The following is a 15,683-nucleotide window of genomic DNA, read 5'->3' on the forward strand; positions in this document are numbered from 1 at the left end:
GTTTTATACAATCTAAAAATTAACTTAAATCAAAAGAAAGCAAAGGAATTAACAAATGATTCATAAGATGCTTTTGGGCGCGTTTTTGGCGGTCTCTCCGATGCTTGCCAACGCGGCCGGTCTCAATGGCGCCGAGCTTTCCATCGCTTGGGCCATTCCGTTTGCCGGTATTTTGCTGAGCATTGCCTTGTGCCCGATGCTTGTGCCTCACTTCTGGCATAACCACTTCGGTAAGGTCGCTGTAGCTTGGGCCTTGTTGTGCGCTGTGCCGCTTTTTGCGGTTTATGGGGGCACGATTGCCACCGGCGCTATCGCGCACGCCATTATCGGTGACTACATTCCGTTCATTATCTTTGTGGGTGCTTTGTTTGTGGTGGCAGGCGGCATTCATATTCGTTCTTCTTTCGAAGGAACGCCGATGATGAATGCGGCCTTTTTGTTTGCGGGTGCGTTGCTTGCCAATGTGATGGGAACGACCGGTGCGGCCATGCTCATCATTCGTCCTTTGCTCGAAGCCAATAAGAACCGCAAATACCGCATGCACACCTTTGTTTTCTTCATCTTCTTGGTGGCCAATATCGGCGGTAGCCTCACTCCGTTGGGCGATCCTCCCTTGTTCTTGGGTTTCTTGCGCGGCGTTGACTTCTTCTGGACGACCGAACATCTGTTCTTGCCGATGATGTCAACGGTCCTTTTCCTGTTGGCGATTTATGTCATTTTGGATACGATCGTCTATAAGAAAGAAGATCAAAACACGATTCACTTTAAAGAAAAGGAACCGTTTAAGATCGAAGGGGCCATCAACATCCTCTTCTTGGCCGGTATCGTCGGCAGTATGCTTCTGTCCGGTTTCTGGAAGTCTGGTATCAGCTTTGAAGTGCTTCACGTTCAATTAACGCTTGAATCCATCATTCGTGATGTGCTCTTTTTGACGTTTGCCGGTTTAAGCTTGGCCTTTACGCCGAAGGTGGCCCGTGAAAGCAATCAATTCTCCTGGGATCCGATTCTTGAAGTGGCCAAGCTCTTCTTCGGTATCTTCTGCTGTATCGTCCCTGTGTTGGAAATGCTGCGCGCCGGACACGAGGGTGCTTTTGCTCCGCTCGTGGCTTTGGTGACCAATGCGGACGGAACGTTCAATAACCACATGTTCTTCTGGTTAGCCGGTTCCTTGTCTTCCTTCTTGGATAACGCTCCGACCTATTTGGCCTTCTTTAATTTGGCCGGCGGCGATCCGATGCTGTTGATGAACGAAGACTCTCACACCTTGATGGCCATTTCCATGGGTTCTGTGTTCATGGGTTCAATGACCTACATCGGTAATGCGCCGAACTTCATGACGATCTCGATCGTTCAAGAACGCGGCGTGAAGATGCCGAGCTTCTTCGGTTACATGATTTGGTCCGTGGGTATCTTGGTGCCGACGTTCTTCTTGATGAATTTGTTCTTCATCTAATCAAATTCGGTTAGATACCGTCAGGAACATCTGACAAAGCAGAAGGCTTCAGGAGAAATTCTGAAGCCTTTTGCTTATTCGTGAGGTTCTCAGGGAGAAAAAAGACCTTCAAAATGATAAAATCTCCGAAATTTCAAAGTGATATTGCTATTTTAAGTCAGGAAAAGACCTGATTTTTGTTGGAAAACGAATGTCTGAAAATCAAACTTTCTCTTCTTTCGGTTTGCACGAATCGTTGATGCGTGCCATCTCTGAAATGGGTTATGAAACCCCGACGCCTATTCAAATTCAAGCGATTCCCTTGGTTTTGGCAGGCAATGATGTGATGGGCGCAGCACAGACGGGAACCGGCAAGACGGCAAGTTTCGGTTTGCCGCTTTTGGAGCGTTTGATTCCAACAGCCAATAGCAGTATGTCTCCGGCGCGTCATCCGGTAAGGGCACTCATTCTTACGCCCACGCGTGAGCTTGCCGATCAGGTGCACGAAAACCTTCAGGCCTATGCTAAGTACACCGGTTTGCGCACGGCTTGCGTCTTTGGTGGTATCGATATCCATACACAGCAGGATGCGCTTCGCCGTGGTGTGGAAGTATTGGTGGCAACACCCGGTCGCCTGCTCGATCACGTTGAGCAGCGAAACACGGTTTTAAACCAGGTTCAGATAGTGGTATTGGATGAAGCCGACCGGATGCTTGATATGGGCTTTTTACCCGATATCTCAAAGATTTTGAAGTTATTGCCCGAAAAGCGTCAAAGTCTGATGTTTTCGGCAACTTTTTCGCCTGAAATTAAAAGTTTGGCCGCTAACTTCTTACGAAATCCCCAATTGGTTGAAGTCGCTCGGGAAAACTCGACGGCTAAAACAATCACCCAGAAGCTCTTTGAGGTCCACAATTCTGAGAAAGTGGATGCGCTACTTGATCTTTTGGATGATGAGGTGTGCGAGGACGCTAAGAACATCTTGGTTTTTGTTAATTCTAAGATTGTCTGCAGACGTCTGGCTAGAACACTTTCTCAATATGGTATTGAAGCCGATTCCATTCACGGGGATAAAACCCAGGATGAGCGAATCAAGACATTGGAAGGCTTCAAGCAAGGCACTATTAAAGTGCTCGTGGCAACCGATGTGGCCGCACGCGGATTGGATATCGCCGATTTGCCGGTTGTGATTAATTTTGACGTGCCCTTTAACGCGGAGGATTATGTGCACCGCATTGGTCGTACAGGACGCGCGGGGATGAAGGGGCTCGCTTTAACACTGATGTGCCCGGGCGCCGATGAAAAAAATGTCGCAGCCATTGAGTCTTTGATCAAGGAACATTTCAAGCGCGTTCGCATGGATGTCTCACCTCATCGTCGACCTTCAAGAGGACCGAGAAAGGTGTACACGCCGCCACCTGTGACGCCCGCAAGCACAGATCCCTTCTTTGATGAGCCTTATGTTCCCAGTCAGTCGCAGGAGATCTCGGAAGCTATTGAGAAACCATTGGGTTTGGGTGCCAAAGACACGAAGAAAAAGCCTAAAGTGGCGGCTCTCTTAGGTGGTCTGATTAGACGTTAGGAAAAAGACATCAATCGACACAATTTCTTTGTCCCTTTTTGTTCGGATTGTCCCTACAATTTAATTCTGTCATTTACCTACTGGCCCGTTGAGTTCTTCTTCTGAATCAGGGAGGAACTTGGGTTTTTTAACGAATTGGCTGGGGTGTCTTATGTCTGAAGAAAAAAAAGCCGACAGTCTGCTTGCCCGGCAGCTGGCTATCCCTCTATACGGCGATAAAAAACTTTTCACCGGAGAAGCCCGCTTGGCTCATGCCGATGGCATGGCCAACATTGTTCGCGGTATTCGCGACGATGAAGAGCTGATTTCCGCCTGTTATCTTTTTGCAGTGCATGATTGCGTAGCCAATCCCGAAGAGTGGTTAAAGAACAATTTCGGCACCGGTGTGGCTGAGCTTGTCAATGAATTGCACCGCCTCATCGAATTAAATGGCAAAACCCGTCTGATGCCCGCTGAGGATGATGAAAAGGGCAGCGATAAATTGATGCTCAAAGCCCAAGACGCGCTTTTGAGAAAGATGGTTTTGGCCATGTGCCGCGATCTGCGTGTGGTGATTCTCCGACTCTCAAGCCGCCTTCAAACCCTCCGTTACTATGCCATGAGGAAAAACGATCCGGAGGGGGCCAAGGCCTACGGTGCTGACACGTTGGCGCTATACGCACCGCTTGCTAACCGCTTAGGTATCTGGCAGATCAAGTGGGAATTAGAAGATCTGTCGTTGCGTTTTACCAAGCCCGAGATCTATAACGAAATCGCCCGCCAATTGGATGAAAGCCGAGAAGCTCGTTTGGCCTTCATGCGTGATGCGGTGGATAAGATTAAAGGAATGCTTGAACAAAAGGGGATTGAAGCGGAAGTTTCAGGGCGTCCCAAACACATCTATTCTATCTACAAGAAGATGGAAAGAAAGCATTTGCGCTTTGATCAACTCTATGACGTTCGTGCGCTTCGCATCATTGTGCAAACCGTTGAGCAATGCTATGAAGTGCTTTCCATTGTCCAAGAGAATTTCCCGGGTGTCAGTTCCGAGTACGACGACTACATCTCCAACCCGAAGCCGAACGGTTATCGGTCACTGCATACCGTAATTTTGGATTCGCGCAATCGTCCGATTGAAATTCAAATCCGTACGCGTGAGATGCACGAGTATAACGAACTCGGTATGGCCGCGCACTGGCGCTATAAAGAGGCCGGCAATTCGGAAAAGAGTTCCCAAAGTGCCGAAGATCAGAAAGTGGCCTGGCTTCGTCAGTTGCTCGCCTGGAGTAGCGACGTTAAACCCGAAGGGCCTCAGGGTGTTGAAGATGAGCACGTGTATGTGCTCACGCCTCAAGGGCGTGTGGTGGAAATGCGCACCGGTGCCACGCCGATTGACTTTGCCTACCACTTGCATAGTGAACTGGGTCATCGTTGTCGAGGCGCTAAGGTTAACGGCAACATGGTGCCCTTAAATTACAAGCTTAAGACCGGCGAAACGGTGGAAATCGTGGCCGCTAAAACGGGCGGTCCGAGTCGTGACTGGCTAAATCCAGAGCTGGGTTTTGTTGTGACCAATCGTGCCCGGGGTAAGGTGCGTCAGTGGTTTAACCAAAAAGCGGTTGAAGAGATGGTTAACGCGGGACGCGACATCGTCGAAAAAGACATGGCCCGTCTCGGTAAAACCGCCTTTAAGCTTGAAGAACTCGCTAAGCGCTTGGGCTACGACACCGTTGAAGATCTCTTTGTCGGTGCAGCTAAGGAAGAATTTGGTTATAAGAGCATTGAAAAAGCGCTCAAACCCCAGGAAGAAGAGAAAAAAGAACTCTTTACCTCGAAGTCCAAGGCCGAGCACGCTAAAAGCCAAGTACTCGTTGTAGGCGTTGACTCGCTTTTAACTCAATTGGCTCGATGCTGCCATCCGGCGCCTCCCGATAAGATCGTAGGTTTTGTCACGCGTGGCCGTGGTGTAACGATTCACCGCGCCGACTGTCCCAATATTCGTCACCTGGACGAAAAAGGGCAGGAGCGCTTAATTGAAGTGAGTTGGGGTAACGCCGAAGGCGCCGTTTTCCCGGTTGAAGTACTGGTTGTAGGCCAAAATATTCCCGGTCTTTTAAAGGACATGAGTGAAATTTTCATGAAAGAGAAAATTTCAATTGTGGGAATGAGCTCGCAAATGATCAGAGGCGATATGCATTGGCGCTTTAACGTTGAAATAACTCGCGCAGAATCTTTGAAGAAGACCTTAAAGACGATTCAGGATCTGCCCGGCGTTTACAACGCCAGAAGAACTTAATGGGGGCGTCATGCAGATTTCTTCAAAGTTATACATTCTTTTAGAGCAGGTGCTACGTTGCCTAATCTATGTTGGGATCGGTCACACGGCTTTTGAGGTGGTCTCTATCTGGCGGGCTCCCGAAGTGTCTCACCTTTGGTACTATGGTCTTGTGGTGCCGGGGCTTTATTACCTGATTCCAATCGTTGTCTTGACGATCTTTCTTGCTATTGTGTCTAAGCGATAAAAAATCCCTGCTCAGCGTTTGAGACTGAGCAGGGGACTAACTTAATTGATTAAAGTCTTAGAAGCTATAATGAACGCCTAAATTAACGCGCCAGGGCTCACTTATATCGCCTCCAGTTGTTCTGCGAACATCACCATAAACATAAGTGGTATCCGTCACATTAAAGTGGCCACCGATACCGTATTGAGTCCATGTGTCAGAGAAGTCTTCGTCATAGGTTTCCGAACCACGACGGTACGTAACATCACCATTGAATTCATGCCAATTCGTCCTGTCAAACTATCAGTGGAATTCAACTTGCTGTCCGTTACTTGATGTGTAGCACTGATTGTCTTGAAATCAGCCCCTTCGGCGTAACCGTAGGCTACTTCAAATTGAGATTCCAGGAAAACGCTCGGAGCCAACATGAAGCGGTGACCGGTTTCTGCAGAAATAGAGTAAGCGGTCATATCGTATTCACCGGAAGTACCGGCAATCTTTGCATCACTTTCTAATCGACCGATCTTGGCAATTAAGTCCAAATGATGACGAGCGATTTAGTCGATTAAAAACAACTAATAAAAAATCCCCAACTCCGTTAAGAGCTGGGGATTGGCAGAACTGAATGTCTAGATCAGTTTAGTTTGCTTTTTTATCCGAAAGCTTCGGCAAGCAGTGCATCACAACCATTAAAGCTAAAGCGATCAAAGCAACGGCAATGATCAATTGCAAACCGTCAACCATGAACACAAACGTTCCGGCTGAGATCGTGCCGAAAATACGCCAGACAGACATACCCAAAGCGGTCATCGTCACGCAGAACATGATTGTCATGGGGACATAAAGCATCCAGCCCTTGCGGCCCGTGGCCTTTAAGAAAACGGCCAAGCTTGTGAGCACCAAAGCAGAGAGCAATTGGTTGGCAGAACCAAAGAGCGGCCAAATGCTCATGTAACCGGCCAAGCACAGGAGGTAGCTCAACACCAGCGTGAGGATTGTTGCAAAGACCGGGTTCGTGAAAAGCTTTTGAACGCTATTCTTTTCTACGCCTTCAGGCGGAGTGAAGAGTTCTTGTAAGCTCATGCGGCCGATACGAGCCACGGCGTCCACGCTCGTTAAAGCCAAAGCGGACACGCACATCGTCATGATGCAGGCGCTCACATCGGTGGGCAGACCGAAGATTTCGGTTAAGAACGAAGCGATGGAGTTAGAGAACAATTGGAAGGGGGTGCCGGAGGGCAACACGCCGTCAGTGGCGGCAGCGCACACAACGATCAAGGCAACAACGCCCAAAACCGTTTCCACGCACATGGAACCATAGCCAACCAGACGCATATCTTTTTCATTGGCAATCATCTTGGAAGACGTGCCGGAAGACACGAGGCTGTGGAAACCGGAAACAGCGCCGCAGGCAATCGTCACAAAGAGCATCGGGAAAAGATCCAACCCCTTAACTTCAAAGCCGACAAAAGCGGGCATGTTGATTTCGGGGTTTTTGATAAACACGCCGATCACGCCACCCAAAATCATGCCGATCAAAAGGAACATACTCAGGTAGTCGCGCGGTTGCTTCAAAAGCCACATCGGCATCACGGCTGCGCAGAAGAGGTAGGCAAAAACCACATAGCGCCAGGTGACCGCATCAGCGTAAATCGGGTTGGCAATACCGATCCAGAGCATCAAAACCATCAAAACGATGCCAACAATCAATTGTTCGGTGCCGGAGGGCTTTCTGTACTTGAGGTACAAACCGAAAGCGACAGCCACAAACATGTAGAGAATAGAAATCGAAGCGGCAGCGGCGTTGGGCATGATTTCTGCGCCTTGAGCGGTAAAGCCGTTAAAGGTATTGGCCACGATGTCGCAGAAGGCGGAGATCACCAACAAGGTAAAGAGCCAGCAGAAAAGCAAGAACAATTGACGACCGGTGCGGCCGATGTATTGTTCAATCATCATGCCCATGGACTTGCCGCCGTTTTTGACGGAAGCGTAAAGGGCGGTGAAGTCTTGAACCGCACCGAAGAAGATGCAGCCGAAGATCATCCAAAGGGTGGCGGGGAGCCAACCAAACATGGCCGCGATAATCGGGCCGGTGACGGGGCCTGCGCCCGTGATGGAGGTAAATTGGTGAGAGAAAACGGTCCACTTGCTCGTGGGCACGTAATCGTTGCCGTCATTCTTCAGTTGTGCCGGCGTCTTAGCGTTGGGGTCAACGCCCCAGGTGTTTTCGAGCCACCGTGCATAGAAGCGGTAACCGACAAACAACGCCACGATTGTACAAGCCATTAAGATTAAGCCGTTCATGGTGCAGTAGTCCTATAAGTCAGAGAAAGAATGAAAAAAGCATACAAAAAGGCCGCCTATCCTTTCGCCCGATTTACCGGGCCCAGGGTAGGCAGCCTGATAAATCGGGTAGGGTCAAATTCGCAATCGAATGACTTCAGCCAAATTTTTCACGCCTTCTCTAATTCGATCGGGGTCAACCGTAACGAACGAGAGACGGAAGTGATTCTTTTCAACATTAGCGCCCGCGTAGAAAACTTCGCCGGGAACGTAGGCGACTTTCTTAGCCAAGGCGTCTTTAACCATTTCGGTGGCATTCACGCCCTCGGGTAAAGTCACCCAAATAAACATACCGGCAGTGGGATGCGTCCACGTCACGCCTTCAGGCATATACTCCTTTAAGGCTTCAAGCATGGCGTTGGCGTGAGTCTTATAGCGTTCACGCACGCTCGGCAGGTGACGCACAAGCAAATCTTCGCTAAAGACTTGAGCGGAGATAAGTTGTGTAAAGGTAGACGTATGCAAGTCCATGGCTTGTTTAAGTTGAGCCACTTTATCGAGCACGTTGGCGGGCGCAATGATGTAGCCCAAACGGAAACCCGGGGCAAGAATCTTGGAAAGCGTGCCTAAACGGATAACACGTTCCGGAGCCCATTTGCGAAGAGAAGCAGGCGGTTGTTGGTCATACCACAATTCACCGTAAGGATCGTCTTCGACAAGAAGCATGTCGTATTCACGGGCTTTTTCACAAAGCAATTTACGGCGTTCTTCGGAGATCGTCAGACCGGTCGGGTTGCTGGCGGTCGGCATGACATAAGCAAACTTGGCGCCGCGGCAAACTTCTTCGGTAAATTGAGCCGGGTTTAAACCTTCTTCATCGCAAGGCAGACTGACGTAAATGGGCTCGCAAAGGTCAAAAGCTTGAAGCGCACCCATGTATGTTGGCGATTCAACCAACACTTTGTCGCCCTTATCTAAGAAAACACGAGCGATGATGTCCAAGGCTTGCTGACTGCCTGAAACAATCTGCACTTGTTCATAGTCAGTGGGGATGCCCTTTTGTGTTTCTCGGCGGGCAATTTCACGGCGAAGAGCGATTTCACCTTCAACCATGGAGTACTGCAGAGCGTGTTTGCCTTCCTTGGCGATAACTGTTTGACAGGCTTTGGCTATATCTTCAAGAGGGAAACCTTCGGGAGAGGGCAGGCCGCCGGCAAAAGAAATGACGCCTGCGGGCAACTTCAATAAATCACGAATCACGGAACTGCTGGGTTTAGAGGCGAGCGCCGACCAACGCGGCGTCGGTTCCTGAACACAAGACATAACTCACTCCTTTCACGAATATTTTTTCCCATTTTCTCAAATTGTTGACAAATCTTTATAAGCTAAATCACTTATGAAACGAATGAAGTTTCTTAAATATAGGTGTCTCTGCTTAGGTGTTCTTGCGACAAAAAGGAGGTTTTTAGGTAATTGTGCGTAATTGCTTGAAAGGCAGGAAAATAGCCACCGATACGTTTTCATCGGTGGCTATCGTTTCTAAGGTTTGTTTTTAGCAGGTAAGGAGATCAGCTAAACGCTTTTGTTTAGGTTCGGCGTGACGCTTTTCAAAAATGTCTGCCCAACGAGCCACTTGGTGCTTGACTTGGTTCGGAGCCGTAGCGCCGACGTGATCACGGGCGGCAATACTGGCTTCGAGCTTCAAAGCCTTTTCGTAGACGTCTTCTTCGATGAGATCGCTAAAGCCCTTGAGCTCTTCGAGCGTCAGTTCAGCCAAATCGCAACCGCGATTGCTGGCAAGTTTCACAACGGATCCCACAACATCATGCGCTTCACGGAAGGGCAGACCCTTTTTCGTGAGATAGTCGGCCAAATCGGTTGCCGTCGGATAACCGGCCTGTGCGGCTTTCTTCATTTCTTCACGATTGGGGGTAACGCCCGGCATCATTTCAATAAAGGCGCGCAACGTGTCTTTGACCGTATCAATAGCGTCAAACACCGGTTCTTTATCTTCTTGGGTGTCCTTGGCGTATGCAAGCGGCAAGCCCTTCATCAAAACGGTGAGGCTGATCAGGTCGCCAGCCACACGGCCGGCCTTGCCTCGGGCGGTTTCAGCCACATCAGGATTTTTCTTTTGAGGCATGATGGAAGAGCCCGTTGTGAAGCGATCGGGCAACATCATGAATTTGAAGCGTTGGCTCATCCAATAGATGAGTTCTTCAGACAGACGCGAAATGTGCATCATGATCAGTGAGGCTGCGGCGGTAAATTCAATACAGAAGTCGCGGTCACTGACTGCATCGAGCGAATTTTGCATCACGGCTTCAAAGCCTAAAAGTTCTGCCGAGTAATTGCGGTCGATGGGGTAGGTGGTGCCGGCAAGGGCGGCAGCACCCAATGGAGACTGATTGACACGGCGGCGAAGGTCGATCAAACGCGTTCTGTCGCGTTCAAACATTTCCACGTAGGCAAGCAGATGGTGGCCAAGCGTGACGGGCTGAGCAACCTGCATGTGAGTGAAGCCCGGCATGATGGTGTCCGTTTCTTTGGCGGCTAAATGGACAAGCACTTCTTGAAGCTGACCGACCAAATCAGTGATCGTGTCAATTTCTTCGCGCATGTAAAGACGCATGTCGGTAGCCACTTGATCGTTACGGGAGCGGCCTGTGTGCAAACGCTTACCGGCGTCTCCCACTAGTTGAGTCAAACGTGCTTCGACGTTTAAATGCACGTCTTCAAGTTCCAATTTCCACTCAAATTTTCCGGATTGAATTTCTTCGATGATTTGCTTCATGCCGCGCTTAATATCGGCTAAATCTTCATCATGGAGTACGCCGCATTTATTCATCATTGTGGCGTGAGCGATGGAGCCCGCGATATCGGCAAGGGCCATGCGCTTATCAAAATCAACGCTTGCCGTGTAACGCAAAACAAAATCAGCGACCGGTTCAGAGAAACGACCCGACCAAGCTTTTTTCTTTTGGGCAAGGGGATCAAGATGTTCATTGGCAACTGTAGTCATTTTTATTTCTCACCGTATGGAAAAACAGATAACTCGGAATTGTACGCAATTCAATTCCTGATATCGGCAGCATAAAAGTGTTTTTTTCCTTTTTCTAAATAAAAATACCAATAAAATCAATTGATTAAGTGTTTTATTGTCGACAAAAAATAATAAAATGTCGTAGGATCGGCTCATAATGGATGACAAAAACCGAGGAAAAACGTATCTCTCAGCTCTTTTTAAGAAAAACGTGTCAAAATCGCCCATCATTAATAATTGGATTGAAGGAATAACTCATGTCTGATTCGATCATTATTGCCACCCGAGAAAGCCCGTTGGCCCTTTGGCAGGCAGAACATGTTCAGGCTCTTTTGCGTGAGCGTTATCCGGAAAAAGACGTCAAGCTTTTGGGCATGACAACCAAGGGTGACCAAATTCTCGATAAAACGTTATCAAAAATCGGCGGCAAGGGTTTGTTTGTCAAAGAGCTGGAAGTAGCCATGCAAGAAGGCTCCGCTCATTTGGCTGTGCATTCTCTTAAAGATGTTCCGATGGAGTTGCCCGAAGGTTTTGTTCTGGCAGCTGTGAGTAGCCGTGAGGATCCCCGAGACGCTTTCGTGAGCCCTCGTTATGAAACGCTTGAAAGCATGCCCGCAGGGTCCGTCGTGGGCACGGCAAGCCTTAGACGTGAATTAATGCTTCGCTCCAAGTTCCCGCATCTGGTTGTCAAGCCCGTTCGCGGTAACGTTGGTACACGATTGCGCAAGTTGGATAGCGGCGAATACGATGCGCTGATCATGGCTAGCGCCGGCCTCAAGCGTTTAGGTATAGAAGAACGTATTCGTGAAATTATCAGCGATGAAATTTCTCTGCCGAGTCCAGGCCAAGGAGCACTGGGGCTTGAATGTCTGGCCGATGATGAGAAAACGCGAGAGGCCGTTGCCTTTATCAATGATGAGCAAACACGCGCCTGTTGCTTGGCTGAGCGCGCCGTCAGCCGTGCTCTCGGAGGCTCCTGCCAGGTGCCCCTTGCGGCCTATGCGACCATTGCCGATTCAACCATGCGACTTCGCGCCCTGATCGGTGACCACACAACGGGTGAATTGGTAGCGACCGAACAAACAGGTCCTTGGACGGAATACGAGCGTTTAGCCTCAGAGGCGGTTGAGGCTCTTTTAAAACAAGGCGCAAGGCGTTATATTGAAAAGTTGTTGACCAATCAGCCTTAAGACGTAGAACATGATTCATTATCAAAAACCGATCATCCTGATGCGTCCGGGCGCTCCTAATGATCGTTTGGCCGAGCGTCTTGGCAAGCTCGGCATGAATGTCTGGAAGTGGCCGGCTTTTACCATTTTGCCGCCCGAGGAACCGGAACGGGTCAAAGAGAGATTGTCAGATTTAACCAATTTTGACATGGTGCTTCTAGCCAGCCCGTCGGCGGTTGCGGCCAGCGCCGTTTATGTAAAAAAGTGGCCCGAGCACATTACGCTTACCACCATTGGCTCTGGCACAGCCCGGGTAATCCGCGCAGCCTGGGGGCCCGATACCCCCGTGCTTTATCCCGAGGGTGAAACGTTTGAGTCCGGTTCTGAGCGACTTTTTGAACTTTTGAAAAGTCGGGGATTCCCCTCCAGAGTGCTCATTGTCCGCGGACAAGTCGGCCGTGAGTGGCTTCGTGAACAACTAATGGCTCACGGAACCGATGTGGAGGTTCTGCCTGCTTATCAAAGAGCGCCTTTGGAACTGTCGACCGCCGAGCTTGATAAATTACAGTCGTCCATTTCAGGACCGGCTCCGATTGTTTACTTAACCAGTACGGACGCAGTCGGTGTTTTGATGCATGCTGTTAAAACAATTCCCGGTGCGCTGGAATGGCTTCAAAAGGGATTTATCCTCACCATTCATCCTAGACCTAAAGCTCAGCTTGAAGAGGTGGGTTTCAGAAATGTCGCGCTTGTATCCGCTAAGGATGAAAAGGTGCAGGAAGCTATCCAAAAACTTTTAAGCATCGTTTAGCTTGAAGGAATTTTTTATTAAAATACTTCGAATGTGCTTGGATATTTCAATTGAAAATATCCGGCGTTGATGAAATTTAAAACAGAGGATTAAACAATGTCCGCATGGATTTTAGGTCATAAGAACCCTGACAGTGACAGCATTATTTCGGCTATTGCCTGTGCCGATCTGTACCGTCAAAGAGGTCTTGATGTTGAAGCTGTTGCCCAGGGCAAACCGGCTCCCGAAACCGCTTTTATTTTGGATCGTTTTGGTTTGACGGCTCCGGAAGTTATTACCAGTGTGGCCGGTCACGATCTCTATCTTGTAGACTTTTCCGATAAAGCCCAAGCCCCCGCTGATATCGATCAGTGCAATCTCAAGGGGATTGTGGATCACCACAAGCTCGGCGATGTGACAAGCTCTTCTCCGATTGAAGCCGTCATTATGCCCGTTGGCTGCACTTGCACGATTTTAAAGCGCATGTATGACTACTTGGGTTTGACGGTTCCGGCCAATGTGGCTGGCGCCATGCTTTGCGCCATTTTGTCTGATACGGTGATCTTTAAGTCGCCGACGTGCACTCAGGCAGACAAGGAAGCTGCTGCTCAGTTGGCTGAGATTGCTGGCGTGCAGGATATTGAAGCTTTGGGTATGGAACTCTTTACCGCTAAGAGCGCCGTCAAGGGTGTTGCTCCGCGTGATTTGATTTTCCGCGATTTCAAGGACTTCAATATGAACGGCACCAAGGTGGGTGTCGGTCAGCTTGAATTGGTTTCGCTTGATTTGGTGGCTGACATGAAGGCTGAGATCGAAGCTGAATTGGCTCGTGTGAAGTCTGAAGATGGTCGTCATACGGCCTTGCTGTTATTGACCGACATCATGAAGGAAGGTTCTGAATTGTTGATGGCTTCTGACGATCCCGCCAAGATCGCGACCGCCTTTGGTCAGGATCCTGCTTTGTTGCAAAAGGGCAATTTGTGGCTTGACGGCGTGATGAGCCGTAAAAAACAAGTTGTGCCCGCACTTGAAGCTGCTTTCCGCTAATCGGTAGAGGCAATTGAAAGGTCGGGGATCGTTTCTTCGTTTCCCGGCCTTTTTTGTTTGAGGCTCACATGATTTATATCCACGCTTATCCATTTCGAGTTGATGATCCGGAACGAAACACCCGGCAGATGACGGCTATGGCTCGCAGCAAAAATTTAAAGGCGGGAGACGTACTGCTGTTTCCATTTCAGGCCTTAACGGGGACTGTTCAGGAATTCTGGAACACGCGGCCGGAAAACCGAAGCCGAAATGCGCATTGGTTAAGTAAATTAGCTGCATCCCTCATTCATTCAGAGGCTGAAATTATTGTCCCCGCTGTTATGCCTGAAGGATTGGGGGTTCTGAGCCTTAAAAAGGGGCAAATCAAAAGTTTGGACTTTGAATGGATAACAGGAGGCGTTGTCGTTAAATCCGAACGTTCGGGGCTTGATTACGATCTTAATTTCAGAAGTGCGGCGGTTGGTGAGGCTTTTGAGGAAACCGATTCCAACAATTTAATTGTGGTTGACGGACAAGGATTTAGCGATGGCCGCGTTTGGCTTGGTCAATGCAAGGTTGTGAAAAACGGTCGCACCAGAGCCAATTACATGGCCTTTCCCGAAGCTTTTACTGAGCAAGACGGAAAAGTAAGTTGGCTTGATAGCCACCATGAACGTTTTGCCGCCATGCAAATGGCCTTAAAACTTTACATGCAGCGCGGACACTTTGAAAAAGTCTCTCTTGGTTTGTCCGGAGGGCTTGATAGTGCGGTGGTGGCGGCTTTGGCTGTGAGTGTGGTAGGAGCTGAAAACGTCAATGCCTACATATTGCCTTCTCGCTTTACGAGCGAGGAAAGTTTTTCGGACGCACGGGCGCTTGCGCAAAATTTGGGTCTCAAATTGCGAGAACTCAGCATCACGCCTGCGGTTGATCTGATCGCGCAAACCGCAGAACGTTATGTTCCCTATTGGGGCAATAAAGGTTTGATGCAGGAAAATATTCAGGCCCGTGTCAGGGGATTGCTTTTAATGGCGGTTAGCAACGCGGATCGCTCCCTTGTACTCAATACCGGCAACAAAAGCGAGTTGGCCGTGGGCTATTGCACTCTCTACGGTGACATGGTCGGAGGCCTGGCACCCTTATCAGATATTTACAAATCCGATCTCTATAAACTCTGTGATAACGTTGAATATCTGAGAAGAGTCATTCCCAAAACGATTCTCACCAAGGCGCCGACCGCGGAGTTGCGAGAAAATCAAAAAGATGAAGATTCTTTACCGCCCTACGAAGTTCTGGATGCTGTGCTCAAAGACATGCTGGAGGGAAGAGCTGATGGAAAGAAGCTTCGTAAGAAATACGGATCCGATTTGGCAGTACGCGTGACAAAGCTCGTCATGGGGGCTCGCTTTAAACACGCTCAGGCTCCTCAAGGTGTGAGATTGTCGGCTTGCCCGTTGAAGGGATTGCCGGATTCTTTCTTTGAGGGCCTTTTACCCAAACAGTTTTAGTTGAAATTGAGAAGGAGTTGTTGTGAAACAAGTCGTTGCCATTATTAAACCGTTTAAGCTCGATGATGTCCGCGAGGCATTGTCCGATGTCGGCGTTCAAGGGCTTACCGTTACGGAAGTCAAGGGATTTGGACGCCAAAAGGGTCACTCGGAGCTCTATCGTGGGGCAGAGTATATGGTGGACTTTTTACCGAAAGTAAAAATTGAAGCCGTTATGAGTGAAGACTTAGTCGATCAGGCGGTAGAGGCCATATTAAAGGCTGCCCGCACCGGAAAGGTCGGCGATGGGAAGATTTTCGTTTTTGATGTCGAACAGGTTATCCGCATCCGCACGGGAGAGACAGACGAAGCGGCTGTTTAACAAAAGGCT

Annotated in this window: 12 protein-coding genes and 1 pseudogene; 9 read left to right on the forward strand and 4 right to left on the reverse strand. The window is 49.1% G+C overall.

The window, feature by feature from the left end:
* Positions 1-55 precede the first annotated feature (55 nt).
* The 4 genes from NW199_RS06950 (at position 56) to NW199_RS06965 (ending at position 5,515) form a co-directional block, all read left to right on the forward strand.
* Positions 56-1,453 (forward strand): sodium:proton antiporter, encoded by a 1,398-nt coding sequence (locus tag NW199_RS06950; RefSeq protein ID WP_258334082.1) that lies wholly within the window; start codon positions 56-58, stop codon positions 1,451-1,453.
* A gap of 190 nt (positions 1,454-1,643) precedes the next feature.
* A complete protein-coding gene (locus NW199_RS06955; protein ID WP_258334083.1) occupies positions 1,644-3,014 on the forward strand; it encodes a DEAD/DEAH box helicase in 1,371 nt (456 codons plus the stop codon).
* A 151-nt stretch (positions 3,015-3,165) separates the two neighbouring features.
* Entirely contained in the window at positions 3,166-5,289 is a 2,124-nt protein-coding gene (locus tag NW199_RS06960) for a RelA/SpoT family protein (RefSeq protein ID WP_258334084.1), read from the forward strand.
* A gap of 10 nt (positions 5,290-5,299) precedes the next feature.
* Positions 5,300-5,515, forward strand: a complete 216-nt coding sequence (locus NW199_RS06965; RefSeq protein ID WP_249092161.1) for a hypothetical protein — start codon at positions 5,300-5,302, stop codon at positions 5,513-5,515.
* A gap of 57 nt (positions 5,516-5,572) precedes the next feature.
* On the opposite strand, the pseudogene NW199_RS06970 reads toward NW199_RS06965, so the two are convergent.
* The 4 genes and pseudogenes from NW199_RS06970 to argH all read right to left on the reverse strand — a co-directional run bounded on the left by NW199_RS06970 (position 5,573) and on the right by argH (position 10,799).
* Positions 5,573-6,036, reverse strand: a pseudogene (locus NW199_RS06970) (autotransporter outer membrane beta-barrel domain-containing protein).
* Between the two features lie 97 nt (positions 6,037-6,133).
* Positions 6,134-7,798, reverse strand: coding sequence for a carbon starvation CstA family protein (locus tag NW199_RS06975; RefSeq protein WP_022473271.1), 1,665 nt, complete (start codon positions 7,796-7,798; stop codon positions 6,134-6,136).
* A gap of 114 nt (positions 7,799-7,912) precedes the next feature.
* Positions 7,913-9,100: an aminotransferase-like domain-containing protein gene (locus tag NW199_RS06980; protein WP_258334086.1), complete on the reverse strand. Its 1,188-nt coding sequence runs from the start codon at positions 9,098-9,100 to the stop codon at positions 7,913-7,915.
* A gap of 229 nt (positions 9,101-9,329) precedes the next feature.
* Complete coding sequence (argH, locus tag NW199_RS06985; RefSeq protein ID WP_249092165.1) at positions 9,330-10,799, reverse strand: argininosuccinate lyase; 1,470 nt, start codon at positions 10,797-10,799, stop codon at positions 9,330-9,332.
* Positions 10,800-11,077: 278 nt separating this feature from the next.
* Between argH and hemC the strand changes: the two genes are divergently transcribed.
* The 5 genes from hemC to glnK all read left to right on the forward strand — a co-directional run bounded on the left by hemC (position 11,078) and on the right by glnK (position 15,674).
* Positions 11,078-12,010, forward strand: coding sequence for a hydroxymethylbilane synthase (gene hemC / locus NW199_RS06990; protein ID WP_258334087.1), 933 nt, complete (start codon positions 11,078-11,080; stop codon positions 12,008-12,010).
* Between the two features lie 10 nt (positions 12,011-12,020).
* A complete protein-coding gene (locus NW199_RS06995; RefSeq protein WP_258334088.1) occupies positions 12,021-12,800 on the forward strand; it encodes a uroporphyrinogen-III synthase in 780 nt (259 codons plus the stop codon).
* 96 nt (positions 12,801-12,896) lie between these two features.
* Positions 12,897-13,826, forward strand: a complete 930-nt coding sequence (locus NW199_RS07000; RefSeq protein ID WP_258334089.1) for a manganese-dependent inorganic pyrophosphatase — start codon at positions 12,897-12,899, stop codon at positions 13,824-13,826.
* Positions 13,827-13,894: 68 nt separating this feature from the next.
* Complete coding sequence (gene nadE / locus NW199_RS07005; protein WP_258334090.1) at positions 13,895-15,313, forward strand: NAD(+) synthase; 1,419 nt, start codon at positions 13,895-13,897, stop codon at positions 15,311-15,313.
* 22 nt (positions 15,314-15,335) lie between these two features.
* On the forward strand, positions 15,336-15,674 hold the full coding sequence (gene glnK / locus NW199_RS07010; RefSeq protein WP_022473278.1) for a P-II family nitrogen regulator: 339 nt from the start codon (positions 15,336-15,338) through the stop codon (positions 15,672-15,674).
* Positions 15,675-15,683 lie beyond the last annotated feature (9 nt).

Source organism: Parasutterella secunda, assembly GCF_024733725.1.
Lineage (GTDB): Bacteria > Pseudomonadota > Gammaproteobacteria > Burkholderiales > Burkholderiaceae_F > Aphodousia > Aphodousia faecalis.

What these genes read in the sequence shown, in the direction of transcription:
- NW199_RS07000 (WP_258334089.1), top strand. Translation starts at nt 12,897, where the DNA reads ATGTCCGCATGGATTTTAGGTCATAAGAACCCTGACAGTGACAGCATT.
- NW199_RS06995 (WP_258334088.1), top strand. Translation starts at nt 12,021, where the DNA reads ATGATTCATTATCAAAAACCGATCATCCTGATGCGTCCGGGCGCTCCT.
- NW199_RS06975 (WP_022473271.1), bottom strand. Translation starts at nt 7,798, where the DNA reads ATGAACGGCTTAATCTTAATGGCTTGTACAATCGTGGCGTTGTTTGTC.
- argH (WP_249092165.1), bottom strand. Translation starts at nt 10,799, where the DNA reads ATGACTACAGTTGCCAATGAACATCTTGATCCCCTTGCCCAAAAGAAA.
- NW199_RS06965 (WP_249092161.1), top strand. Translation starts at nt 5,300, where the DNA reads ATGCAGATTTCTTCAAAGTTATACATTCTTTTAGAGCAGGTGCTACGT.
- NW199_RS06955 (WP_258334083.1), top strand. Translation starts at nt 1,644, where the DNA reads ATGTCTGAAAATCAAACTTTCTCTTCTTTCGGTTTGCACGAATCGTTG.
- nadE (WP_258334090.1), top strand. Translation starts at nt 13,895, where the DNA reads ATGATTTATATCCACGCTTATCCATTTCGAGTTGATGATCCGGAACGA.
- NW199_RS06980 (WP_258334086.1), bottom strand. Translation starts at nt 9,100, where the DNA reads ATGTCTTGTGTTCAGGAACCGACGCCGCGTTGGTCGGCGCTCGCCTCT.
- NW199_RS06960 (WP_258334084.1), top strand. Translation starts at nt 3,166, where the DNA reads ATGTCTGAAGAAAAAAAAGCCGACAGTCTGCTTGCCCGGCAGCTGGCT.
- NW199_RS06950 (WP_258334082.1), top strand. Translation starts at nt 56, where the DNA reads ATGATTCATAAGATGCTTTTGGGCGCGTTTTTGGCGGTCTCTCCGATG.
- hemC (WP_258334087.1), top strand. Translation starts at nt 11,078, where the DNA reads ATGTCTGATTCGATCATTATTGCCACCCGAGAAAGCCCGTTGGCCCTT.